A 22,951-nucleotide genomic window follows, 5' to 3' on the forward strand; every position below is an offset into this window, starting at 1 on the left:
GTGCGGGGCCGCTGTCGGAGCAGACTAGTCGGAGTTGAAGTAGGTCAGCAGGCGCAGGATCTCGACGTAGAGCCACACCAGGGTGACGGTCAGACCGAGAGCAACGCCCCAGGCGGCGCGGTCGGGTGCGCCGGCGCGGATCAGGCGATCGGCGGCGTCGAAGTCCAGCAGGAAGCTGAACGCGGCGAGCGCGATGCAGACCAGCGAGAAGATGATCGCGATCGGTCCGCCGTCGCGGAGCACTCCGGCCTCACCGGTGAAGAGACCGATGACCAGGTTGCCGAGCATGAGGACCAGGACGCCGATCATGCCGGCGAACAACATACGGGTGAAACGCGGCGTGACGCGGATGGCACCCACCTTGTACACGAACAGCATGCCGAAGAACACGCCGAAGGTACCGAGAACTGCCTGGCCGATCAGAGCGCCGGCCGAGGTGTCTCCGGCCACTGCCCAGTTCGCGAACACGAACGAGATGGCTCCGACGAAGAGGCCTTCGAACGCGGCGTAGGCCAGCACGATGGCCGGGTTGTCCTGCTTGCGTCCGAAGCTCGCCACCAGGACGAGGACGAGACCGACGATGGCGCCCACCAGCATCAGCGGTGTGGCGAGAGCTGCCTGAGCGGACTCGGTCGCGCGACTGCTGATGGCGAAGTACGTGGCGACCGCGGCCAGGGTCAGCACCCCGAGGGTGATCGCGGTCTTCGTGACGACGTCGTCGATCGTGAGCTGACGAGTGGCCGGTGGTGCCGGCTGGGTGTAGGGGTCGGTGGCTTGACCGTATTGATTGGCTGCGGCGCCGGCGCCGGCCATGCCGGCCCCGAAACCCGCGTACCCGGATTGATTGTCGCGGACCACGCCGCGCATCACCGGATTGCTGCTTTCTCGCACGAAGCGCTCCTTAATCGGTACGGATGTATACCGTCTCAACGTCGGGTCGTTCCTGTGAGTTCCCTGACGAGAACGTGGAACGACCGAGTCGACGACGACTTTACCTACTCTTGACCCTTCTGTCGTCGAACACCCGCCCGATTGTCAGTTCACCCGCTCGCGCAGTGTCCTCAGCCGACTGCGAACCGCGGTCTGGTCGACCCCGTCACCGGTCCCGAGCGCGGCCCGGCCCAGGCAGATGGCGGTGAGCATCGACTCCGCACGAGCGAAGTCGTCTCCCCAGGCGAGACCCGGCTTGGCGAGCATCAGCGAGGCGACCCCATGGGCAGCGGCCCAGAACTCCAGAACGACGTCGGCGATCTCCCCGCGGTCGAACACACCGTCGTCGGCGAGCTCGGTGACGGTTCCGGCGAACCTGGAGTACGCACTGGCCGCGAGCACCTGGTCGACCTTCGACGGATGCCCCTCGGAGGTGGGCTTGCCGAACGCCACCCGATAGAGCACGGGTGTCGCGACGGCGAAACGCACGTAGGCCATCCCTTGGCTCAGCGCACGTTCGAGGGCATCGCCGACCCCTTCGGAGGCGGCGGCCATCTCGTCGTCCAGTCGCTCGAAGTAGCGGGCGCACACGGCATCGAGCAACGCCTCCTTGTCGGCGAAGTGCAGGTAGATCGACGGTGGCGTGACCCCGACACGGTTGGCGACCGCGCGGATGGACATCGCGGTGTCGTCGCCGTTCTCCACCAGCAAGTCGCCGGCGGCCTCGATGATCTCCTCCGCGAGAATCTCCCCGGACCCGCGTGGTGATCTCGCTCGTCTGCGTGTCGTCACTGCACTCCTGAATCCGTGCCGCCGTCATTCATCTGCCGATATCACGTATTCGGTGTCAGACCCTCGTCGGCGCGGTGTCGGGCACCGGTTTCTCGACGGGGTGCCCGATCGCGGGCGCCTCCTCGGACAATCCGATCCGATCGTGGAGGCGCCTCAGCGGTCGCGGAGCCCACCAGTTGGCCCGGCCGGCCAGCCGCATGAACGCAGGGACCAGGAACATCCGGATGAGCGTCGCGTCCATCAAGACGGCCAGGGTGAGCCCGACTCCGAACATCCGCATGAATGACACCTCCGACGCCGCGATGGCGGCGAAGACGATGCTCATCAGCAGTGCCGCCGCGGTGATGACCCGACCCGTCCGGGCCAGGCCCAGGGCCACGGCGTGGTCGCTGGCCGCTCGTGTCCGGTCCGATCGCAACCACTCCTCACGAATCCGTCCCAGGAGGAACACCTCGTAGTCCATCGACAGGCCGAATGCGACGCAGAACAGCAACACCGGCATCGTCGCGTTGAGGGTGCCCGTCGCCGTGGTCCCCAAACCTCCGAGGTGCCCCTCCTGGAAGAACCAGATCATCGCCCCGAACGTCGCCGACAGCGACAGGATGTTGAGGACGAGAGCCTTCAGGGGCAGTACGACGCTGCCGGTGAACAGGAACAGCAGCACGAAGGTCGCGATCGCGATCAGGCCGAGTACCCACGGCAGGTGTGCATAGATCGACCCGACCGTGTCGTCGGTGGTGGCAGCGAGGCCGGTGAACAGGGTGTCCGTTCCCGTCGGTGACGCCACCGCGCGCAATTCGTCGAGCTGGGCGATCCCGGCGTCACTCATCGGGTCGCGGTCGGTGGAGACGTTCAGTACGTGCACGTTCTCCCGACTGTCATCCGGACTGCCGGGCGCCACCGGCGCTCCGCGCACGAACGTTCCCGCCGACGAGCCCGCCGAGTTGACGTCGTCGACCTCCGACAGGGCGCGGGTGTAGGCGGCCAGGGTCTGATCGTCCACGGGGCCCCGCACGACGACGGTGACCGCCGCGGACAGGTCGTCCTCGTAGTCGTCGCGAATCTCCTGCTGGATGGCATGGGCGCTCGCCGATTCGGGCAGCACGCGATCGTCGGGGAATCCCATCTTGATCGACAGGAAGGGCGCTCCGAGCACCAGCAGGAAGACCGTGGCCACCGCGGCGACCGGCAGGGCGTGACGAAGCACCCACTGCACGAGCCGGTACCACCAGCTGTCCTCGGGCTCGACGGGGCGGGCCGGCGGCAGTCGAAGCAGACGCCGCAGCGGCTTACGCGCATCGAACGCGTCGATGCGATCGCCGAGGAGCATGAGCACCGCCGGGGTGAGGACGAGCGCCGACACCGCCGCCACGACCACGACGCCGAGTCCCGCGAACGCGAACGATCGGAGGAAGTACTGCGGGAACAACACCAGCGCGCTCAACGACAGGGCGACGGTCACCGCCGAGAACGCGACGGTCCGTCCGGCCGTGGCCAGGGTTCGCACGATCGCGTCGGGCCGGCTCGATCCGTGCTCGACCTCTTCTCGGTAGCGCGTCAGGATCAGCAGCGTGTAGTCGATCGCGAGCGCCAGACCCAGTGCGGTGGTGAGGTTCAACGCGAACACCGAGACGTCGGTGAGCGATCCGATCACGCGCAGCAGTGCGAAGGTGAGGATGATCGAGACGATTCCGATGCCCACGGGCACTGCCGCGGCGAGCAACCCGCCGAAGATGAAGATCAGGACGATGAACGTGATGGGGATCGCGATCGCCTCGGCGATGAGGAGGTCCGACGAGGTCTGATCGTTCACTTGCGCGAAGACGAGTCCTTGGCCGCCGACCTGGACGATGATCCCGTCGCGCTCACCGGCGAGTGCCTCCTCGATCTCCTCGGCATGGGCCGGCGCCGAGTCCTCACCACCGTCAAGCGAGGCGATGATCAGCGTCGACGTCCGATCACGACTGACCAGGGCGGAGTCGAGCGCCGGATCGGCCCACACCGACAGGATCTGGTCCTGGACGTACTCGTTGCGGTTCAGGTCGGCGATCAGCGCGTCGCCGACGGCTCTGGCCGTCGGGTCGCGCGAGATGTCGACGCCTTCGGGTCCGTCGAGCTTGAGAACGACCTGGATTCCGCCGCGGTTGAAGGTCTCGTCGAGTACCTGCTGGGCTCGAGCCGACCCCGAATTCGGATCGCTGTAGCCGCCGGCCAGAAGATGCTGGGCCGCGGTGGCGCCGTAAGCGCCGCAGACGACCAACAGGATGAGCGCACCCAGCAGCACTCGTTTGGGCATGGAAATGACCAGCCGTGTCACTCTGACCAGCATGCGGACCCCTCGTCGCGTCGGTCGACTTTACGGCGTTAAGTTATCAGCAGTAATTTAGGCGGTCAAGGGCACTTCCGCAGCCTGGGGCATGCCGAGTCCTCGTCGGACGGTACGCAGTTCGCGTTCGATCACCGTCGACTCCGATCCGAGCAGTCCGGTCGCCCGGGCGATCTCACGCAGCCTGACCGCGGGGCGCGCGACATCGACGAGATGATGCAGCGGCGTCCGGCGCAGACCCATCCGCCGGGCGACCGGCCGCTCGACCCATCGGGTACTGATGGCCGAGAACGACGACATGAGCAGCGGCCGGGTGAGCGCATCCACCGCGGAGACCAGCAGTCCCGGTACCGGTATCGGGGCGGCGCCGTGTACGACGCGCGGAAGGTCGTAGCCCTCGCGCAGCAGCGCCTTGATCAAGACTTTCGACGAGTCGTCGGGCCGGAGTTCGAATTCGCCCGCCACCCTGAACAATTCGGTTGCAGAGTCGTAACTCGGCGGCAACAGGTCGTCGTCGACCCCGATCACCCAGCCGATCCACCGCCACAGATGTGTGATCGCTTCGCATTCGGCGCTACTGTAACGGATTCCGAAATCCTTTGCGACGACGAGCGGCAGGGCGAGGAAGCCGCAGGAGATGGTCATCACCGAGTACGTCTGGTTGATGGGCGTCCCCCATTCGCCTTCGTCCCAGCCCGCGTCCTCGTGCTCGGCCATCTCGTCACCCGGCGGGTGCAGCAAGATGTCGCGGATATAGGCGTGCAGGAGCCGAATGCGAAGCGTGGCAACCCAACCCGGATGGCCGGGCAGCATCGACCCGGGGGTCGTCGCCTCGGCCACCCAACGCGCCGTCGACTCGACCCGATCCCGTGTACCCGAACCCAGCCGGCCGGTGGCGACGAGCGGACGGACGAATCCCTGTGCCTTGAAGCCGTAGATCAGCGACTGATACAGCGTCGACGACTGCAGGGTCCCGAAGCGCCACCAGGCGCGGGCGCCGGCCTCAACCCAGGCGGCGTCGAACCAAGTCGGTGGCGTGCCCGCAACCCGGAGCAACCGCGTCATCGAAGCGGGCATCTCGAGATGGTCGGGATCGGACGAGACGCCGGCGGAGGTGCAGGCGACGCCGTGTTCTTCCAGCAGCGCGACGAGGGTGGAGAACGAGATCCCCTGCTCCCGGGCCTCGACGACAACCGCGTCGGCGAGGGGGTCACCCTGCATCAGACCGGCCTCGAGGCGCTCGACGATATCGGGATACCGCTCGCGCACGACATCCCAATTTCGTGCTCCGGTCACTGCTGCTGCATCCATGCCCCATGGTCCCCCCGGCGCCGGGGTCGGTCAAGGAGGCTCGATCGCCGGACTTCGACTCGACTGCCCAGACGTCGATCGAAGTCCGGCGGTCGAGTCGAGGTCTGTCGGTGGCGACGCCGGACCACACCACCGCCAGCACTGCGCCCGCTGACTATGCTCACCAGGGGCACCGTCGTCGAGCGGACCCCGCGCCCCCATAGCCCAATTGGCAGAGGCAGCCGACTTAAAATCGGCACAGTGTCGGTTCGAGTCCGACTGGGGGCACCGCAAAACCGCAGGTGAGACCCGTTATCTAGATTCATTGCGTAGTGCGAACAGGCGAAATACCACCCCCGTGCTACCCAACACAGTATGGCGATGTTCGATTTGCCGGGCCACGCTGTCATCATTAGCGGGTGGCGGATGAGAAGCGTTATCAGGTGTTCGTTAGTTCGACATACACAGACCTGGCCGACGAACGCGCAGCTGTGATACAGGCAATCTTGCGTATGGATCATCTGCCAGCCGGGATGGAAATGTTTCCCTCCGCCGACGAGAGTCAGTGGGAGTTAATCGAACAAGTAATCGATCAGAGCGATTACTACGTCGTAGTGGTCGCAGGTCGGTATGGCAGCATCATCGACGCCGAGGGGATCAGCTATACCGAGAAGGAATACGATTACGCCGTCGATTCCGGCATCCCAGTTCTCGGATTTGTTCATAAGAATCCGGGTCAGATCGCAGCAGAGCACACCGATCTCGATAAAGAGGCGCAGGACCTTCTTGATAAGTTCCGCGAAAAGGTTAAATCTCGACCAGTAAACTTCTTCGAATCGCCAGCAGAACTCGGCGGGCTTGTAGTTACAAGTCTCATGCAGGCGATCAAGAAGAAGCCGGGGGTTGGATGGGTCCGCGGCGACAAAGCGATGACTGTTGAAACCGAGAAGGAGTTCTTAGACCTTCGCAAAGAGTTAGAGAAGGCCCGCAAAGCACAGGCCGAGGCTGAAAGCTCACTGGTAGAAGACACGTCGAAGCTCGCTCAAGGCGATGACCTCACGGTCGTTCCCTATCGAATCAAATGGTGGGTACCGTCGGAACGAAAGCGCTACTACCGTGACATCGATGTTTCGATAACATGGGATACTCTATTCGCCGCACTTGGCGCGATCCTTGTTGATGAAGCTTCAGTACAGCAGACTCGGAAACGGTGCGACAATGAATTATCCCATCATATCGATGCCGAAGACTTGGAGAGCGTCCCCGAACAAGCAACCGATGTCGAAACGGTGCTGTTCAACGAGAGCTGGGAGACCATTGAGTTCCAATTACGTGCTCTCGGATTAATCGATACAGGGGTTAAGAAACGAGGGGTGCAGGATACGAACAAGTACTTGCGACTAACCGAAAAGGGCCTACGCCACTTGGCGATCCTCCGGGCAATAAAGCGTCCAGAGTCTTCACCGGCCGAATAGCTGCACGACATTCGACGGCTCCGGCTCGGCGGGAACCTGTAGCGCACTAGGTTCCGGTAGGTCGCTCAATGCGCCCCCGTCCTCCTCCGGAATCCAGTCGCCGTAGGTGTCCAGCGTGAGGGTGAAGGTGCTATGACCCATCCACCGACTGACCTGCATGAAGTGCACCCCCGCCATCAGCTGCATCACCGCGAACGTATGGCGCAGATCATGCAGCCGGACGCCCTGCTGTGCCGGGGCGGTGTTGGTGGCGGGTCGGCTGGCGGGGAGCCCTGCGGCCTCTAGCGCAGGCTTCAGGATGGACTCGTAGAAGGTGCCCATGAATAGCGGCTGCGACCAGTCCAGCGGCACCGCGTAACGCTCCCCCGCCGCCCGATGACCGCCGCCGTTCGTGCGGCTGGGCCACAGGGGCGCGGCGGGCTCGTCGGCTCGGGGATGGTCGGCCACGTACGCGCGCATCTTCTCCGAGAGCCAGGGCGGTAGCGGCACCGTCCGCCGAGACTTACGGCTCTTCGGCGTGGTCGTCACCCACTCACCGCCTTTGCGGTCCTTCGTCCGGCGAACGCTCACGGTACAGCGCGTGGCCTGGCCTGGCCGTGTGATGAACTCCAGATCGCCGATCTCAAGGCCGCTGTTCTCGCTAGCTCGCAGCCCGCTGTACGCCAGGAACTCAACCATAAGCGCGTATTCCGAGTACGCCGGGAGGCCGTCCACGTTGCCAGCGACCGCCGCCGACACCCGGCCGACCTGTTCTGCCGTCAGCGGATGGTGCTGGAACTTCTCGCGGTCGCCGGTGGCGCGTCCTCCGTCGTAGTCGACGCGGTCGCACGGGTTGCTGACGATGGCCCCGTGCTGCATCGCGTACTTCATCACTCGGCGCAACGTGCCCCAGGCGTGCTTCACAGTGCCGGGACTAACTGGTTTGCCGCCGTTCTGCCGGGAGCGCTTGCCCACCAACGACGTAAGGAACTGCTCGCAATCCTTGGGTGTGATTGCGGCGATCGCCTTACTGCCGAACGGCGGCAGTAGGTAGCACTTCACTTCCTTCTCATAACCGTCGAGCGTTCGCTGCTTCAGCCGTCCTTGAGCGACCTTCAGTTGCTGACTCTCTATCCACGCTTGCGCGTAGTACCCGAACGGTAAGTCGCCGGCCTTCTTCTGTTCGGCCAGGGCGCTGGTCTGGCCCGTGTGCTTGGCGGCGTTCAGTTCGTCGCGGCGGGCCTCGGCGTCCTCACGGGTAGCGAAGCTCTCCTGCCGGTTACGAGTGCGCTTGCGGCCTTCGGGGTGCTGCGGGTCCACGGGGATTGGCAGGCCGTACGAGTCGCGCTCAACTTCCTTCCAGATCACCCGGTAGGTGCGGATTCTTTTGCCGCGCTTGCGGTCCTTGGTCTCGTAAGTCTTGATCCAGGCCATGTCAGGCCACCTTTCTCGTCAGTTCCAGAATCGCTTCGGCGGTAACGGGTTTGCCTTGCCGTTCGAGTTCGTCGGCTGCGGCCTCCGCACGCTGACTCGACGCAATCAAACCGGGACCGTCGGAGAATGCCTCAGGTGCCGCTGCGCGTGCGAGCTCAACTGCGCGCCACTGACGGAGCGCGACCGGGTCGGGACGGTCCACGTTGTGACGCGGATGCTCGTCCCGGATCGCCTCAGCCTCGGCAATGAGCGATGCCCACTGATCGGCGCATTCCTCGTACGTCACCAACGCGTCCATCCAGTGCCACCTAAACCAATACTTGGAAGTCCAATGACTCCGAATGCGCCCTCTGAGGCTCGTGCAGGTCTGCCCCACGTACAGGAGTTCGTCTGTCTCAGGGTCGTAAATGCGATAGACGCAACACTGCGGGTCGTAGCGATGCCCTGCGTGTGGATTCCAGGTCCAAACCTCACCTTCCATCACGCCACCTCTTCCTTGTGGGTATTGTCGATTGCGTTGGTGCGGTTCAGAATCCGGCCGACGGTGGCGCTGCACCACTTGCCGCCGCGTTTGGTGGGATGGCCTTCGGCGGTCAGAACGCGGGCGATCTCACGAGTGCCGATGCCCTGCGCTGCGAGTTCGCGCATCCTGGCCAAGGCGTGTTGCTCTGCAGGAACCGGCACGAGTGCGCCGTCCTTGCTCTCGTAGCCGTAGGGCAGTCCTCCGTGGGCGTATCCACCGGATGCTGCCTTGGCCTTGCGTGCGGCCTCCAACCTGTCGGCGATCATCTCGCGGTCGTACTCGGCGATGGCTCCGAGGATCGTGCGGATGAGCTTGCGACTCGGGTCGCTGGTGGTGCCGGTCAGTAGCTCGTTCTCGCTCTCACGAGCCGACAGCACCACACCCGGCGACTTACGGAGTAGAAGCTCTTGGATCATGACGTCGCGAGCGAGCCTGTCCAGCCTCGGCACGACGATGCCCTGCGCTGTGCCGGTCTTCACCAGCGTCTCAGCCTGCATCCATCCTGCGCGGTCCCTCAGCTCGCTGGTGCCGCTGATGGTGTCTTCACACCACGCGACAATGCGATGTCCGTTGGCCTTGGCCCACTTACGAATTACCTCGCGCTGCACTTCCGGACCGAAGGCTTCCTGCTGCCGAGCGGTTGAACACCGTAGATACGCAACCAGTCTCATGTCGTGCTCCTGTGTTGGCGCTGACCGCCGAAGTCGTGCTACCTGCGGTGCAGCCGTGTTTGTAAACCAAGCACCACTTTACGGCACCGTGATGTACGTCACTACGCGACTGCCGTTGTCTCGCTTGATGTTTGACGCACCGCGGGGCGTTGCCGCACTGCACAGGGTGCCCGTGGGCGCAGCGGTGCCGTACGTCGGCCCTGGTGGCCGTGGGGCCTGTCTAATGGCCGGTCCTGCGGCGGGGCGCGGGCTGCTGCGCGGGCGGTGGTGTGTTGTGCAGCCGGTCCAGCGCTTCTTCAAACGGCAGCAGTCCCGATCCGTTTGCCGGGGGCGCTTCATGTGAGGGCAGGGGCGTGGCGGGCGGTGGCGTTACTGGCGCGAGCGCCGGAGCCGGCGAATATCCGTCCTCGCTGTCCACTACCTGCGCCTCCAAAATCTCGTCGTCCATCCAGCCGTCCGGATCGTTGGCCTCGTCGTCGGTTGCCCCTCGGCGCGAACGACTCTCAGCGCGCGACCCGCCCCCAATCACGGCGGTCAACACCTGCTCGAATCCCTTGGGCGTCACGTCCACTTCCATCGAGGTCTTCGCGCTGAGGCCCGCGCGGTCCAGCGCGTCGCGGATGGCGGCGAGCTTCACGTTGTCGGGCGCGTCGTCACTGACGGCAATCTTCAGCAGCTCCTTGGCCATTCGGTCGGCGGCGGACTGCAGACGAGCTCTCGCTTTGGCCTGGATGGCTGGCGCGAGGCCCCCGTGCGCCGGACAGACGTTGCCGCCCGCAATAGCGATGCGCGTGCACGGCTGGCCGTTGGTCCTCCGCGCGGTGCACACCCGATCCGGATTGGGTCGGCGTCCGTCGCCCCAGACCACTTCCTTGGGTTTCCGGTTGGCGTCAAACCCGCGAGTCGCGACGACTGGCTCGGTCTCTGCTCGCTCGTGCTCCTGTCGCTCGTGTTCCTGTCGCTCGCTCTCAGTAGGGTCCTGGACTTCGTCCAAACCCTCAGCGTTCGAATCGTTATCATTCATCATTTCTTCCTCTTTTCTCCGATCTACCGAACGTCCACAGCGCCCAACGGGGCGGACGATGCCCGCCTATATGCATAGGCGGGCGGGCATCGCCCTTGGCCGTTGCTCCGATACCCGGCCCTGCACCAGGTGCGGGTATCGCCCGCTACCTGCGGTTTTGCGTAACCCGGCTGCGCAGCGGGCATCGCCGGGCATCGTGCCGGGCATCGGAGCACGTCCGATACCCGCGCGGGTAACGCCCTGCCACAACACTTTTGGCCAGCCCATCCGATACCCGCGCCTACGCTCACCGCTACACGACAACCCACGTGGCGGGCCTCCCTCCACCGCCTGAGCCACCTTTCGCGCCCGGTGTGTAGGTCAGTTGCCCCTCGCGGGTGAACTTGTCTAGGCGGCGACGCACGCGCTTTTTGGCCGGGGCGTAGTCCGTGTCGTGTTCTTCCAGCTGGAACACACCCGCCACTGCGTCCTTCTCGGTGATGCCTACCGCCCCGGCTTGCACCGCGAGCTGCATCAGCATCACGCCGAGATCGTTGGCACTTGACAAGCCCTGCCCATGAGAGTGATTGACAATCAGCGGGCCGACCGGCGCCGCAGGCTGTTTCAGGTGCGACAGTTCGACCGTGGGCGCACCGGCTTCACCCCACACCAACACCACCGACCCCATCCCCGACGTCAGCCAAGTGCTGCCGAACACATCGGCCAGCTTGTCGGGTTTGCGATTGTCGGCGGTGGCCTTGCGCTGATGGTGCAAGTCGATGAACTCCGTGCCGTTGGCCAGAACCGTCTGCATCGCGGTGTTGATCCCCGACCCCACTGCGTCTTCGCCCAGACCACTCGCAAGGTCCTTAAGCGAATCCACAATCACCAGCCCTGGGTCGCGTCCGTGCATGGCCACCCACTTGGCGAAGACCTCCGGCGCTTCGGCGGCATTGACCGGCGGAGGCCCCTTCCACACGACAAGCTGCCGTTTAAGCACGGCGGCTACGTTCTCGTCGGCGGTGTTCACCATCCGGTTGATAGACCGACGAATCTGCGGTGGGCGGTCCATCGCCAAGTAGAGGATCGGCCGCTCATCCACGACCACCGGCAACCCACAGAACTCTGGGTCGGTCAGGCCCAGCCGCGCCAGCATGAGCTGCTGGACGATAGTCGACTTGCCCACCCCTTGCGGCCCGCAAATCATCAAGCCTTCGCCGGGAGCCCACAGCGTTCGGTCACCCTCGCCCCATAGAGGGGTTTCGTCTACCGCCTCGGTGAGGAACGCCAAACCGTCCATGGCGCGGTCGGCGTTGACCATTAAGCGGTCGCGGGCCTTCTCTTCGGCGTACGCCGCCTTGGCGCGGTCCCGTACCCGCAGCTTGCCGAGCTCGCGCTCAACGTCGGCGTCCAGGTCGCCAGTGAGAGCGTCCCGGTCCATCCGTTGCCGCAGCTCGTCGGGGTCGTCGTCTTTGACCTGCGCCGCCGCCCACGCCGCCGCCCGTTGGAACTCGTTGAATCCTGGAGCGGTACGCTCGCCGGCTCCACCCGACCGCGACGCAAACGCGTTCAAGAACTCCGTCTGCAAGGCGACCATTGCCTCTACCGCCGGGTATGCCCCGCCTCGGCTCTCGCGGAACAACCAGCACAACGTCTTGGGGGTCATTTCGTGGATGCTCGCGCCGCCAACTACTCCGTTGACGAACGCCTCCAGCGGACCTTTCATCCGGCCGGGGCTGTCGGCATGGCAGTGCGCGGGGTCGTCGAGGAAGGCTTGCAGTTCCTCGTGGGAGAGCGGGGGCACCTCCTTGCTGGACGCCTGCGACAGGCACGCCCTCAGCACTGCTGGCAGGTCGGGTACGTCGCCGGTCTGCAACCACCGATACTCGCCGTCAGGCTTGGTGTGCGGGGTCGGCTCGACGACGATGTAGGCATTGCCTCCGCGGACCTCCCCGAACGACCCGAACGCCCCGGCTGCGTTGCTCGCCCCGAAGTCATCAAAGAACACGTAGTGCCCTCGGTCGGGGTTGTCGCCGCCTGCACGGCGCGACCGCTGCACCAGTCCGGCTCGGAGGCCTTCGGCCATTTCAGGCGGAAGCTGGGCGAGGGTGGCACTATCCAGGTCGAAGGCAACCAGGCGGCTGCGCTTCATGTGCAGGCCAATTCCGAAGTCGGGGTTCTCGTCCCACCACTCGGTAATCTGCGCGGGGTCGCAGCTGGAATCGGTGCTGTAGTTCACGCCGCGGTGCGGGACCTTCGTCCCCGGCGCGAGCGGCAACACGTACAAACCAGCCTCGGCGTAAGCCAGGGCGGTTTCGCGCAGACTCAAACCCGACACGTCGGGCACTCGCGGGGCGAACATCCGCCACACGGTGCAACCGTCGGCATCTGTTGCGTGAGTTGGTCGGATTCGTCTGTGCTGCTGCGTATTACGCGGTGGCTTCGGTTTGGTGGGTGAGGTAAGGTTGGTCATAAGAGGCCCTCCCAAGCTTCTTGTCGATCAGAGAACGCCGGAACCGATCTCCCAGAACTCGGTTCCGGCGTTCTCGTTGCGTGAGGTAACCCGTTGCCCGGCAACAGGTTAGGATGTACCGCGTCAGCTACCGGCTGGCGACGTTGTTGGTAGGAGAGCCCAGCTCACCGTGTGAAAGAAGGGGGCGCGTCGGCGGTGTCGGCGCGTCCCTCACGCGTGTTCGACGTCGGTGCACACGCCGCACCCGCCGTTGACCCTGCGGCGCCCACCCCAGCACACCCGCCAGGGGCAGCACGTCCGACGTGGCGACGCTCAGACATCAGCGAATGCCCCTGTAGCAGCCGCGCAAGGGCGCCCACCATGCCCAGGTGGGGCGTCTCAAGCAGGCACGCAGCCGAGCCCGTGACATTCATCAGCGGAACCTGTCGTCTGGCCAGCCGTGCGACTTGTCCCACGTGTCCCACGTACGTTCCCAGTCATGAGCGAGGCCTTGGTCTCCCCGAGCTAGTCGCGGTTCGCACCGATCACAGACTGGGAAGACCCGCAATACCGCCCCGCACTCCACCTTCAAGAAGGTGTCGATCGCGCGAGTGTCCGAGTATGACGTACAGAAGAAGCAGTCCGGGACGCGATGAGACCGCGTAGCAAGGCGCGCCACTCGGCCCTTGCTCCATCCGTGCGCCACGAGGTACTCGACATTGCCCACACCGCGCGGACTGAACAAGATCACCGTCGCCACAGGGCTTCCGCCGAACTCAGCAACTTCAACAGCCATCTCGTAGTTGCGCTCGCGCTGTTGCAGTTCAGGTACCGCCTCCGAACCGTGCAGTTCTACGGCCTGAGCGAAAGTCACCTCACGCAGATGCGCCGGGGAACCACCACGCGCCATCCGCCGTCCACAGTTCGAGTAGACCCACGGCGCTATCACCCCAGACGGGTCTAGGCGCATCTCCCGGGAACGGTCGACCGCGTCACTGACCTCGGGATGCAGCCGGGCGTCTGGCGAGTCGCGGACAGCCCGACCATCGCGCCTGAAATGGTCTGCAGCTAGCGCCGCTCGATATTGGGCGACCATGGGATCGGTTGCGGCAGAGACCAACATCGCCGCGTGATCGTTGTCGCGGAGGGATCGCAGCGCCGAGAACTGGTCGAACTCTGTCTGCCACTGCCCGCTCACGCCGACACCTGCTGATCCGAGACCGGGCGCGCGAGCGACTGCACGAAGCGGACCACTCCGGCGGGGGCGTAGGCGTTGCGGGCCGACAGCTTGAACACTTGGATTCGCCGGCCTTCGGTGGCGTGCCTGATCATCGAGTTGGTCAGCGTAACGCCGAGTTCGTCTCGCGCGAAATCAATTACAGCCTGAGCGCCGACAAGCGTCGGATGCTCGGACCAAGTCTCGTCGGCGGGTCGCCGCAGATGTTCGCGCCTTGGCGTATCGGGGCTGGGTGCGGTAGGCCGATGCACAGCCGCAGTAGCCCGAGCTTGAACGTTGGACATCGTCAGGAAACCTCCTGTCGGGCGGATTCCTGAGGCAGTTCGACCCAAGAATCCATCGGATGGGATGGAGACCTGGGGGTACTGGTTGTCCCGGCTGGTGCGTCCGACCTCACGGGAGCGGTGATCCATACTCGCCCGTTCAAGGCTGCCCGGCAGTCCCGGCAGTTTCCCAGTCGCACTTTTGCCGCACCAGGTGCGGCATTGCCGCTGCGGTGCTGCACCCAAGTATGCACAAGGCAGCCAGCTACCGCAACTGTTTGCGCATCGAGAACTATTGTTGCGCAATCGAATAACGAACGGCATCCGCCCGCATCGGCCTCATCTCAACGCTAGCGCCCGATCTTCGGTCGCCTGTCACTGACTAGCCGCGAGATGAAGTCAACGAGCTGTTTCCTCAAACTGGCATCACGTCCAAACCCGCAGTGTTTCCGTCCGCGGTGGTGTTCAATCAGTCGACGAACCTAGTACCTACGTACAGACGGGATGCAGTATGCACCGCACCTCAGTCATCTTCGCGGCGGCGGCACTCGCTTTCACGCTCGGAGGATGTAGCGGCGACTCTGTCAACGACGAGTCGAACACAGGCCAGTCCGCCTCGACTCCTGCGACCAAGTCAGATCCGCCGACGCAGGCAGTCACGTGGGGCTACCTCCTCTCCACGTACCCGGAGGTCATCAACGCGAACTGCGACCCGAACACCAGCGCGTTTCCAGATTGTGCGGCGACGCTGAACTCCCGTCTCGGCTCCTTCGAGGTCGACGTGATGGAGCTGCCAGTAGGTAAGCCACGCGCCAACGTATTGACCGGCATCAACATGATCAGGGACGGTTACGAGGAATACAGCGACGCCATGTGCCCGCTGACTCCTTCTGACATCGACTGCACAGTGAAAGCAATCGGCGTCAGCGGTGGACTGAATGTCGTGTCGACGAACGTCAAGCGCGAAGCAGCCAACGAGTAGTCGAAGAGCGAACCCGTCGCATAGACCGACCCCCGCCGAGGTCGACGGGGTGTCTGCTCGACGGGGGTCGGGGTTGAGCGAGGCGAACCCGCTGTGGGGTGAGGCTCGGTCCTCGCTCGTGCGGGGGGTCAAGTCGACCCCGTCTCACCCGGGACAAGTCAACCGGGCTGTCCTGAACGGCGAGCGCGTGCTCGCCGGATTGTGCGGTTGTAGTTGAAGCTGCCAGGACAGCTATCGCCGGGGCCTGAGGTTCGGCACCGCCGACGGCACAGCGCTATGGGTGTGCCGGTGACCGGGCTGCGTGGTCAACGCCGTACGCGGCTACCGGCGGCGGCTCGGCGGTTGGCGGTCGCAGTGCCGACCGCCTTGCCCACCCGATATCCGGTAACAGTGCTCAAGGTGGCGAACGCCGTTGCGCGGGTCGCGGTGACCTTCACAGCTGCCGGGGCTGGCACCACAGCACCCACCACAGCTCCGGTCAGCGCGGCGCGACGAACCGTCTTGTGGCGCTGCTGTGCCTCCGACCGATCCGCCTTGGCTACCTGCTGGACGCCGACCTGCGCACGATGTGTCGCTGCCTCAGCTGCGCCCTGCGCGCTGGTGACCTTGCTGCCAGGACTCGCCGCGAACCTACCCATCCGGTCGCGGCGATACGCCCTACTCACTGACGGCCCCGGTGCCGCTGGTCCAGCTCGTCGGCCAAGGCGCGGAGGCCGTCGTCGTCGGCGACTTTCGGCGTCTTTCCTCGGTAGCGCCCGCCCTGGCGCGGCAGCGCGTCCTCGAGACCAGACGGCACGAGACCAGGACCCCACGAATATTCGCCGGCCTCTGGGCCGAAGTCTGGCGCAATCACTACGTCCAGTCCCACTCGGGCGCTTCGTACGCGCCTGAGGCCTTCACCTGGACGATGCACGCCGCCCCGCGATACCGAATGCCAGTACCGAATCCCCGTGCAAAGAAGCTGTCCTGCAGGGGGTAGCGCTGGTCGCGACCGGGGATGATCCGCAAACCGCGATAGGCGGGGAGGGAGTGCTCGCGGAACGCGACCGGGTTCGTTGGCGAGTTCGGTCCGCCGGTCGCGACGACGGCCACGTACCCCATGGGCAGGAAGTAGCTGGGCACGATCCACGCTGGACCGAAACTGCCGAGTACTTCCAAGCCGCCGAATTCGCCCGGCGCGACCTGGCCGACGACGTTCTCTTCGGTGAGGTATGCCGGGGCGCTGGCGCTTGGGATGAAGTCGTACTTGGACTCGACCCCGTTGGTCTCCACGCCCCGGCGGAAGGTGGCGATGGTTTCGGCTTCGTTGGGGTGGCACAGCACCAATAGGCGACTGCTGGGCGTGGTGCCGAAGCCGTGGCTGCGCACCTGATTGATTCCGTCCAGCAGGTCGCCGGGATCGATCGCCGCATTGCCCGACACCAAGTAATGCGACAGGTCGCTGGTGAACGTGCGCCCTGCATACGGCGGCGGGATCATTCCGTCGGTGCCGTTGTAGAGGCCATAGACCTTGTGCGAGTACTCGTTCAGCCCCTCGGTGGGATCGTAGAGCCGCCGGAGAATGGTACCGGTGACTTTGCGATTGTCGGCTTCCAAGGCGCGGTTGATCACCGAGCGCACTTGTTCGGCGGTGGCGCTGCGCAGGAACTTCCATGTCATGCGGCTGGCGAGGTCGTAGTCCTCAAAGTCGTAGCCGAGGATCAGCGCGTCGGGTTCGGCGCGTAGGCCGGTCGGTTCGCCGTACTCGCTGGCCTTCTCGAAGTGGTCGCCGCCGACGGTTTGCGGAATCGCGTCACCGATGTTGACGGTGCTGTAGCTGATGAGCGACGCCAAGGCGGAGCGTTTCTGATTCCATGCGGTCATCAGGGTGGCGGCTTCGTCCCAGATGCGGTTCAGGTCAACGCCGTCCGCGGTCTGCGAAACAAGTACGTCGCCCTGCGACGAATACCCGGAAGCGGGGTCGCCGCCGAAGATGAACAGCGTCTTGCGGGCCGGGTGCGAATAGACGGGGCGGGTGTTCCAAGGCCGATTGTCGGCCGGGTGGGTGGTGGTCATGCTGAGTTCCAATTCGGACAAAGGGACAGGACAGAATCGCGGGCTCTTGCCCTGCGACAAAAGTCGGTCCTCTGAACCGAACTGCGCTATTCACTTAGACGCCAGGCCCAACCCGACAGAAAGAACTGCGGCTCGCCCGCTGAACGAGTACGCACCGGCTGCGGGGCACTGCCCAACGGTGCCGGTACTGCCGCCACCGTATGCCCCCACGCGCTGCCGCGCCAGGGCGTGCGGTCAATGTCCGCCGCCGCCAGCGAATCGCTGCCGTGCTACCCCCGTGCTACCCACCGGCGCTGAATTGGCGGTGTGCCGCCGGTGGCCACTAGTGCGCAACCGGTGGCGAAACTGTGCCTCTCACCTGCAACGATGACGAGATGCCAAGGCTGTAGGTGCAGGTGGCACTGCCCGCCAACCAGCGGCCTGGCAGTACTTAAAATCGGCACAGTGTCGGTTCGAGTCCGACTGGGGGCACTTCTGACCAGGCGTTTGCGCCGTTATACCGTCGCCGCATCCGGCGCCCGCGCGGACTCTTCGACACAAGCTGCGTCGATCAAACGTATGGCCGTTCAGCCGAATACGTGCGTGGACACCGCTCCGATCCCCACGGTTACATGACTGCCGGTGGTACCGAACGACACTCGGCACCTTCCGAGTCCGTCGCGGCCCATCGAGACCAATCAGACGACCCGTCGGGGGAACAGATGAAGATATTGATGCGTGGGGCGATGATCGCCCTCTTTCTCGTCGTCGCACTTGTCACGCCGGTCCACGCGGCGAATGCCGTACCGACCGGATGCAGTGACCGCGACATCGCTCAGGGAAATGCCGAGGCCCGGTCGCTGAACGCGCGAATCGCAGCGCACAACGCGAAGCCGAGGCAGTTCCGCATACCGGAGCAGCAACTACAGGCCACCGCCTACCAGGCCGAGGCCAATCGACTGAACACCGAACGTGCGGCGCTGGTCGCCTGGGCCAACGGATGCCGCATTCACCTCCAGGGAATGGGCCCGGGCTCGGGCGGCCCCCACCGGCCGAGCACACCCCCGCCGCCGCAGCGGCCCGGCACGCCGGCACCCTCGGTGACCAATCCGACGCCGGGATACCCGGCGCCCGAGCGCTACAAGCCCAACGGCAAGATCATCAGTGACCGCACCGACCGGAGCACGCTGGCCCGGACAACGCGATTCGGCGACGGCGGGGTGATCACGCTGTCACGGACGCAGGGCCGTGCCGCCACCGGCATGACGGCCTTCGTCACGCCGAACATGCTCAAGACCGGCTCGGCGAGTAGAGGATCGGTCACTCCGCCGGGCTACCGCCCCGGCTTGGAACGAGGTCACCTGCTCGCCAACCGACTCGGCGGACTCGGACGCGATGCCCGGAACATCGTCGCCATGACGACGAGGGCGAACGATCGTATGCAGCACTTCGAGAACAAGGTCGCTCGTGCCGTCTCGAGAGGCGAGGCCGTGCACTACAGTGTCACCCCGATATACGGGAACGGATTCCACCGGCCGCCGACCGAGATCGCTGTCGGAGCATTCGGGGTCCGCGGCGGTGTCATCGAATTCGAAGTCATCCCCAACGTGAGGTGAGCGTCATGAAGAAGACAATCGACGACCTGGTGACGCTGATCCCGCCACCCGCCGCACGTCCTGCGACCGTCGACTGGGCGCAGGTCGAGCAGCGCCTCGGATTTCGGCTGCCGACCGACTACAAGCAACTGGCCGACACGTACGGGCCCGGAGTCTTCTGCGACGACTTCCTCGTCTGGACCGGACTCCCCTGGCCCGACTCGACGATCGAGGAAGCAGGGCGCCAAGCCGTGGCAAATCTCGACCCGCTCCTCGAGGAGCCCGGCATCGTGACGTGGGCGCGCGACGACGGCACCGACACGGCCGTCGATCTCACCGGCGGTTCGTTCTTCGGATGGGGCCGGTCGACCGATGGCGACAAGGGCTTCTGGCATCTGACGGGCGAGGACCCCGACGAGTGGCCGGTGCTGGTCACCGACGGGGTGATGGTGTGCGACTACCACTCCGGTGGTCTGGTGTCGTATCTCTACGACCTCTGGACGGGCGGATTTCCCAATCGGCAGGTCTTCGCCGGGCGTGAAGCACCGGAACGGCTGACCTTCGAGCAGGTGACCGTCGGCTCCTAGTCGGCCGCGGGTCCGTCCTGCCGAGCATGGACGGACGGACCCGCGGGCGCGGTTCACGCACCGGGCCCGCGGATACCCTCGATCACGAGTTCCAGGAGTCGCTGCGATTCAACGCAATTCCGCCCGAGCGCGATCATGTTGGCCAGGGTGAACAGTTCGTCCACGGTGAGGTCGGTCCGGATCCCGCCGGACCGCTGGGCGGCGCCGAGGATGTCGGCGCCGGCCACGCGGATGTCGGCGCAGCTGGTGTAGAGCGGACTCTCCGGATCGCCCGCCGCCGCGATGATGATCTCGGGCAGGCCCTGATACGCCCCGATGTGGCGGGCGAGAGCACGTACCCAGTCGACGAGCCGCTCCCCCGGCTCTTCCCTGTCTCCGGTCTGCGCCGATTCCACGAGGGCAGCGTTGTCCTGTCGCATCGCGGCCGCGACGAGCGCCTCGCGAGACGGGAAGTGGCGGTACAAGGTTCCGGCCCCGACACCGGCCCGTTTGGCGATGTCATCGAGCGACGTGTCGATCCCCGACTCACGAAAGGCTTCCGCCGCGGTGGCGACGACCTTCTCGTAGTTGCGTCGAGCGTCGGCTCGCATCGGTTTGGCCGGCGCAGATGCGCTGGTCATGACACCTCCCGAAGAAAAAGCTTGTAAACGGAGAACATCTCCGTTTGAATAAGCGGAGACAGCCTCCAATTGGAGGGACTCTCCTCTTCGACCTTACCCCGCCCGGGAGGCCCCGATGTCCCAGATCTCCGATCGTGCAGCCCCGACATCGACATCGACGTCCGACGCCGGCGAATCGACCATCGACCGTCGCACCTGGATCGGACTCATCGTCGTGGTGGCGAGCCAGCTGATGGTGATCCTCGACGGCACGATCGTCACCGTCGCCCTTCCCCGCATCCGCGACGACCTGGGCTTCAGCGAGGTGTCCCAGTCGTGGGTGATGAACGCCTACGTGCTGGCGGTCGGCGGATTACTGTTGCTCGGCGGACGTCTCGGCGACCTGATCGGACGCCGTCGCGCTCTGCTCTACGGCATCGCACTGTTCACCGCGGCGTCGCTCCTCGGCGGACTGGCGACCAGCGCGTGGATGCTTCTCGCCGCTCGCGTCCTGCAGGGTGTGGGCGCCGCGCTGGCCGCACCCACCGCTCTGGGACTGATCGTCGCGAACTTCCCTCCCGGACCCGATCGCGCGAAAGCGATCAGCTGGTTCTCGCTGGGCGCCGCGTCGGGCGGAGCACTCGGCCTGCTCCTCGGCGGCGTACTCACCGAACAACTGTCGTGGCACTGGGTGATGCTGGTCAACGTGCCGATCGGGGTAGCAATCCTCCTCGCCGCACCGTTCACCGTCGACGAGACGCCTCGGCAACCCGGTCACCTCGGCCTCACCGATACCCTTCTGTCCGCGGCGGGCGTCGCCGCCGTGGTCTTCGGCTTCATCCGCGCCTCCGAGGTCTCCTGGGCCGACCCGGTGACCATCGCATCTCTCGCCGTCGGCGCATCGACTCTCGTGGCTTTCGCTGTCCGGCAGCGTCGCACGAGCCACCCCCTCCTACCACCGCGGTTGGTGAACTCCGCGCGCAAGGCCGCGCCCTTCGTGGTGATGTTGCTGTTGCCCGGGGCGATGATGGGCATGTTCACCTTCATGACCCTGCACCTCCAGGACGTGATGGGCTACAGCGTCGTCGCGTCCGGGTTCGCATTCCTACCGTTCATGGTCCTCAACATCGGACTGACGGTCACCGGGATCACCGCCCGCCTCGTCGCCCGCCTCGGTGCGGCACCGGTGTTGATGGCGGGATTGTCCCTGGCGATCGTCGGTCTGCTGTGGCTGTCGTTCGTCGGTCCGGAATCCACCTTCGTCAGTGCGATTCTGGCGCCGTCGATGATCATGGGCGCGGGAATCGGCCTGTCCGTGGTCCCCGCCAACGTCCTGATCGTCGACAACTCCCCCGCGGCCGACGCCGGCGCCGCCTCGGGCCTCATGCAGGCGCTACTCCAGGTCGGCGGGGCGCTCGGACTTGCCACCTTGATGACCGTGTTCGGCCCGCTACAACGCAGCGATCCGTCCGGTACAGCCACCGGCACAACGATTCTCGTCGGTTCCTCGTTCGCCGTTGTCGCACTCCTCGTGCTCGTCGTCGCCTATCGACCGACGCGCGCCGGCCAGGCATGATGCACAACGCCGGATCGTCGGTCACGATGTCCACCGCGTGACATCACGTTCGACGCGATCCGCGTGCACCCCCGAATCCCACTGGTGATGTACTCGGTGTCATGTCCACTCGGGTTGTCCTGCTCGCCGACTCCTCGGTCGCCCTTCTGACCCTCGGCATCTCCGTGTACTCGATCGCGATCCTGGTCTGCCTCGGCGTCGCGATCAACGCCGCTCGGTTCGGACGTCGCCGCGTTGCCGTCGCGATGGCGTGGGTGGTCGGCGTGCTGACGGTGGCGGGCGTCATCGTGGCCATCCTGTCCAGCGTCGTCGGCGGTTAACCCTCCGGCCGGAGTTGACCGCGCTGGCGGTCGATGAACTGCGCGGCAAGACGATTCGTGAGGGCAGGAGCCAAACGCTGAACCCGCCAGGTGATCCGAGAGCGCCGAGGCACGACGAGTAGTGGCTGGTTCCGCCCGATGGCGGCGAGCGTGTCCTGCGCGAGACGATCGGCGTCATACGCCGTCGACGAGCCCTGACTCGCGAGGTAGTAAGAGCGACCGACGAATCCGCCGACAGACCCTTTGTCGAGGATCGGCGTCTCCACAGCGGACGGACAGACCGCCATCACGTTGACCCCCCGGCCCGCAGCCTCGGTGCGTAGCGCGAGCGACAGTCCGACGACGGCGTGTTTGGTCATCACATAACTGGTGATCAGACCGGCGGCGACGAGCCCGGCCATCGACGCCGTGTTGACGATGTGCCCGGAACGTTGCTCGATCATCACGGGATACGCGGCCGCGACCCCGTGCACGACGCCCCGGATGTTGACGTCGATGATGGCGTTCCACTGATCCGGCGACAGCATCTCCGTAGGACCACCCCATGTGATCCCGGCGTTGTTGAACAGCAGGTCCAGGCATCCCGACTCCGTGACGATATCGTCGACCACCCGCTGGACCGCAGCTCCGTCCGTCACGTCGAGACGCACCGCCCGCACCGTGCCCGGCCCGCCGTGCAGCAACGACGCCACCTGCTGCGCCGCGGAGAGGTCGATGTCGGCGCAGGTGACGTGGGCCCCTTCGGCGACCAGCGCTCGGGTGAGCGCGGCCCCGATACCGGAACCGCCTCCGGTCACGATCGCGACCTTGCCCACGAGGTCGGGTCGACCCCGCGTCTTTCGGCGTCCGAGCACGTCCACCCCTGTCGTCGGCTGTCCGGGTC

General features: G+C 65.3%; 21 protein-coding genes, 1 tRNA gene and 1 pseudogene. 7 read left to right on the plus strand and 16 right to left on the minus strand.

Features of this window, described 5'->3' with window-relative positions; genetic code table 11:
* Positions 1-24: 24 nt before the first annotated feature.
* From ACFW3F_RS19160 to ACFW3F_RS19175, 4 genes are all read right to left on the minus strand, one after another.
* On the minus strand, positions 25-891 hold the full coding sequence (locus tag ACFW3F_RS19160) for a Bax inhibitor-1/YccA family protein (protein ID WP_388060165.1): 867 nt from the start codon (positions 889-891) through the stop codon (positions 25-27).
* A gap of 144 nt (positions 892-1,035) precedes the next feature.
* Complete coding sequence (locus ACFW3F_RS19165) at positions 1,036-1,722, minus strand: TetR/AcrR family transcriptional regulator (protein WP_388060167.1); 687 nt, start codon at positions 1,720-1,722, stop codon at positions 1,036-1,038.
* Between the two features lie 55 nt (positions 1,723-1,777).
* Complete coding sequence (locus ACFW3F_RS19170; protein WP_388060169.1) at positions 1,778-4,051, minus strand: MMPL family transporter; 2,274 nt, start codon at positions 4,049-4,051, stop codon at positions 1,778-1,780.
* A 54-nt stretch (positions 4,052-4,105) separates the two neighbouring features.
* Positions 4,106-5,359 carry an oxygenase MpaB family protein gene (locus tag ACFW3F_RS19175; RefSeq protein ID WP_388060171.1) on the minus strand — a complete coding sequence of 418 codons (1,254 nt, stop codon included), beginning with the start codon at positions 5,357-5,359 and terminating at the stop codon, positions 4,106-4,108.
* 193 nt (positions 5,360-5,552) lie between these two features.
* Here ACFW3F_RS19175 and ACFW3F_RS19180 point away from each other — a divergent pair.
* Both ACFW3F_RS19180 and ACFW3F_RS19185 read left to right on the plus strand, forming a co-directional pair.
* A tRNA-Leu gene (locus ACFW3F_RS19180) sits at positions 5,553-5,626 on the plus strand.
* Positions 5,627-5,757: 131 nt separating this feature from the next.
* Complete coding sequence (locus ACFW3F_RS19185; protein ID WP_388060173.1) at positions 5,758-6,813, plus strand: DUF4062 domain-containing protein; 1,056 nt, start codon at positions 5,758-5,760, stop codon at positions 6,811-6,813.
* Here the strand turns inward: ACFW3F_RS19185 and ACFW3F_RS19190 are convergent.
* The 7 genes and pseudogenes from ACFW3F_RS19190 to ACFW3F_RS19220 all read right to left on the minus strand — a co-directional run bounded on the left by ACFW3F_RS19190 (position 6,799) and on the right by ACFW3F_RS19220 (position 14,207).
* Positions 6,799-8,226, minus strand: coding sequence for a tyrosine-type recombinase/integrase (locus ACFW3F_RS19190; protein WP_388060175.1), 1,428 nt, complete (start codon positions 8,224-8,226; stop codon positions 6,799-6,801). The two genes, ACFW3F_RS19185 and ACFW3F_RS19190, sit on opposite strands and share 15 nt — an antisense overlap.
* 1 nt (position 8,227) lies before the next feature.
* Positions 8,228-8,524 (minus strand): hypothetical protein, encoded by a 297-nt coding sequence (locus tag ACFW3F_RS19195; protein ID WP_388060253.1) that lies wholly within the window; start codon positions 8,522-8,524, stop codon positions 8,228-8,230.
* Between the two features lie 33 nt (positions 8,525-8,557).
* Positions 8,558-8,707: pseudogene (locus ACFW3F_RS19200) on the minus strand (GIY-YIG nuclease family protein); the annotation flags it as partial.
* On the minus strand, positions 8,707-9,420 hold the full coding sequence (locus ACFW3F_RS19205) for a recombinase family protein (protein WP_388060177.1): 714 nt from the start codon (positions 9,418-9,420) through the stop codon (positions 8,707-8,709). The gene ACFW3F_RS19205 and the pseudogene ACFW3F_RS19200, both read right to left, overlap by 1 nt.
* Positions 9,421-9,640: 220 nt before the next feature.
* Entirely contained in the window at positions 9,641-10,447 is an 807-nt protein-coding gene (locus ACFW3F_RS19210) for a hypothetical protein (RefSeq protein WP_388060179.1), read from the minus strand.
* A 289-nt stretch (positions 10,448-10,736) separates the two neighbouring features.
* Positions 10,737-12,785 (minus strand): bifunctional DNA primase/polymerase, encoded by a 2,049-nt coding sequence (locus ACFW3F_RS19215; RefSeq protein WP_388060181.1) that lies wholly within the window; start codon positions 12,783-12,785, stop codon positions 10,737-10,739.
* Between the two features lie 1,284 nt (positions 12,786-14,069).
* On the minus strand, positions 14,070-14,207 hold the full coding sequence (locus ACFW3F_RS19220) for a hypothetical protein (protein WP_388060183.1): 138 nt from the start codon (positions 14,205-14,207) through the stop codon (positions 14,070-14,072).
* A 679-nt stretch (positions 14,208-14,886) separates the two neighbouring features.
* On the opposite strand from ACFW3F_RS19220, the gene ACFW3F_RS19225 reads away from it, so the two are divergent.
* Positions 14,887-15,357, plus strand: coding sequence for a hypothetical protein (locus ACFW3F_RS19225; protein ID WP_388060185.1), 471 nt, complete (start codon positions 14,887-14,889; stop codon positions 15,355-15,357).
* Between the two features lie 305 nt (positions 15,358-15,662).
* Here ACFW3F_RS19225 and ACFW3F_RS19230 read toward each other — a convergent pair whose 3' ends face one another.
* From ACFW3F_RS19230 to ACFW3F_RS19240, 3 genes are read right to left on the minus strand one after another with little or no spacing between them, the layout of a single operon-like run.
* Complete coding sequence (locus ACFW3F_RS19230; protein WP_388060187.1) at positions 15,663-16,022, minus strand: hypothetical protein; 360 nt, start codon at positions 16,020-16,022, stop codon at positions 15,663-15,665.
* On the minus strand, positions 16,019-16,153 hold the full coding sequence (locus tag ACFW3F_RS19235; RefSeq protein ID WP_388060189.1) for a hypothetical protein: 135 nt from the start codon (positions 16,151-16,153) through the stop codon (positions 16,019-16,021). Before ACFW3F_RS19235 ends, ACFW3F_RS19230 begins: the two co-directional genes overlap by 4 nt.
* Before the next feature lie 56 nt (positions 16,154-16,209).
* A complete protein-coding gene (locus ACFW3F_RS19240; protein ID WP_388060190.1) occupies positions 16,210-17,412 on the minus strand; it encodes a hypothetical protein in 1,203 nt (400 codons plus the stop codon).
* Positions 17,413-18,113: 701 nt separating this feature from the next.
* Between ACFW3F_RS19240 and ACFW3F_RS19245 the strand changes: the two genes are divergently transcribed.
* Together ACFW3F_RS19245 and ACFW3F_RS19250 are read left to right on the plus strand one after the other, a co-directional pair.
* A complete protein-coding gene (locus tag ACFW3F_RS19245; RefSeq protein ID WP_388060192.1) occupies positions 18,114-19,007 on the plus strand; it encodes a DNA/RNA non-specific endonuclease in 894 nt (297 codons plus the stop codon).
* Between the two features lie 5 nt (positions 19,008-19,012).
* Complete coding sequence (locus ACFW3F_RS19250; RefSeq protein ID WP_388060194.1) at positions 19,013-19,573, plus strand: hypothetical protein; 561 nt, start codon at positions 19,013-19,015, stop codon at positions 19,571-19,573.
* A gap of 53 nt (positions 19,574-19,626) precedes the next feature.
* On the opposite strand, the gene ACFW3F_RS19255 is transcribed toward ACFW3F_RS19250, so the two are convergent.
* Complete coding sequence (locus ACFW3F_RS19255; RefSeq protein WP_388060196.1) at positions 19,627-20,193, minus strand: TetR/AcrR family transcriptional regulator; 567 nt, start codon at positions 20,191-20,193, stop codon at positions 19,627-19,629.
* 115 nt (positions 20,194-20,308) lie between these two features.
* Here ACFW3F_RS19255 and ACFW3F_RS19260 point away from each other — a divergent pair, with 115 nt between their 5' ends.
* Together ACFW3F_RS19260 and ACFW3F_RS19265 are read left to right on the plus strand one after the other, a co-directional pair.
* Positions 20,309-21,748, plus strand: a complete 1,440-nt coding sequence (locus tag ACFW3F_RS19260; RefSeq protein ID WP_388060198.1) for an MFS transporter — start codon at positions 20,309-20,311, stop codon at positions 21,746-21,748.
* Between the two features lie 101 nt (positions 21,749-21,849).
* The gene (locus ACFW3F_RS19265; RefSeq protein ID WP_388060200.1) at positions 21,850-22,068 is read left to right on the plus strand and encodes a hypothetical protein; all 219 of its coding nucleotides are present in this window, start codon (positions 21,850-21,852) and stop codon (positions 22,066-22,068) included.
* On the opposite strand, the gene ACFW3F_RS19270 is transcribed toward ACFW3F_RS19265, so the two are convergent.
* A complete protein-coding gene (locus ACFW3F_RS19270) occupies positions 22,065-22,922 on the minus strand; it encodes an SDR family NAD(P)-dependent oxidoreductase (RefSeq protein WP_388060202.1) in 858 nt (285 codons plus the stop codon). The genes ACFW3F_RS19265 and ACFW3F_RS19270 overlap by 4 nt on opposite strands.
* Positions 22,923-22,951 lie beyond the last annotated feature (29 nt).

The organism is Gordonia sp. NPDC058843, from assembly GCF_042743165.1.
Taxonomy (GTDB): Bacteria; Actinomycetota; Actinomycetes; order Mycobacteriales; family Mycobacteriaceae; genus Gordonia.

Bases quoted from the DNA above. Each gene is read 5' to 3' on its own strand.
- ACFW3F_RS19240 (WP_388060190.1), bottom strand. From the start codon at position 17,412: ATGACCACCACCCACCCGGCCGACAATCGGCCTTGGAACACCCGCCCC.
- ACFW3F_RS19190 (WP_388060175.1), bottom strand. From the start codon at position 8,226: ATGGCCTGGATCAAGACTTACGAGACCAAGGACCGCAAGCGCGGCAAA.
- ACFW3F_RS19215 (WP_388060181.1), bottom strand. From the start codon at position 12,785: ATGTTCGCCCCGCGAGTGCCCGACGTGTCGGGTTTGAGTCTGCGCGAA.
- ACFW3F_RS19195 (WP_388060253.1), bottom strand. From the start codon at position 8,524: ATGGACGCGTTGGTGACGTACGAGGAATGCGCCGATCAGTGGGCATCG.
- ACFW3F_RS19245 (WP_388060192.1), top strand. From the start codon at position 18,114: ATGAAGATATTGATGCGTGGGGCGATGATCGCCCTCTTTCTCGTCGTC.
- ACFW3F_RS19260 (WP_388060198.1), top strand. From the start codon at position 20,309: ATGTCCCAGATCTCCGATCGTGCAGCCCCGACATCGACATCGACGTCC.
- ACFW3F_RS19220 (WP_388060183.1), bottom strand. From the start codon at position 14,207: ATGATCAGGCACGCCACCGAAGGCCGGCGAATCCAAGTGTTCAAGCTG.
- ACFW3F_RS19250 (WP_388060194.1), top strand. From the start codon at position 19,013: ATGAAGAAGACAATCGACGACCTGGTGACGCTGATCCCGCCACCCGCC.
- ACFW3F_RS19265 (WP_388060200.1), top strand. From the start codon at position 21,850: ATGTCCACTCGGGTTGTCCTGCTCGCCGACTCCTCGGTCGCCCTTCTG.
- ACFW3F_RS19255 (WP_388060196.1), bottom strand. From the start codon at position 20,193: ATGACCAGCGCATCTGCGCCGGCCAAACCGATGCGAGCCGACGCTCGA.
- ACFW3F_RS19225 (WP_388060185.1), top strand. From the start codon at position 14,887: ATGCACCGCACCTCAGTCATCTTCGCGGCGGCGGCACTCGCTTTCACG.
- ACFW3F_RS19175 (WP_388060171.1), bottom strand. From the start codon at position 5,359: ATGGATGCAGCAGCAGTGACCGGAGCACGAAATTGGGATGTCGTGCGC.
- ACFW3F_RS19170 (WP_388060169.1), bottom strand. From the start codon at position 4,051: ATGCTGGTCAGAGTGACACGGCTGGTCATTTCCATGCCCAAACGAGTG.
- ACFW3F_RS19205 (WP_388060177.1), bottom strand. From the start codon at position 9,420: ATGAGACTGGTTGCGTATCTACGGTGTTCAACCGCTCGGCAGCAGGAA.
- ACFW3F_RS19210 (WP_388060179.1), bottom strand. From the start codon at position 10,447: ATGATGAATGATAACGATTCGAACGCTGAGGGTTTGGACGAAGTCCAG.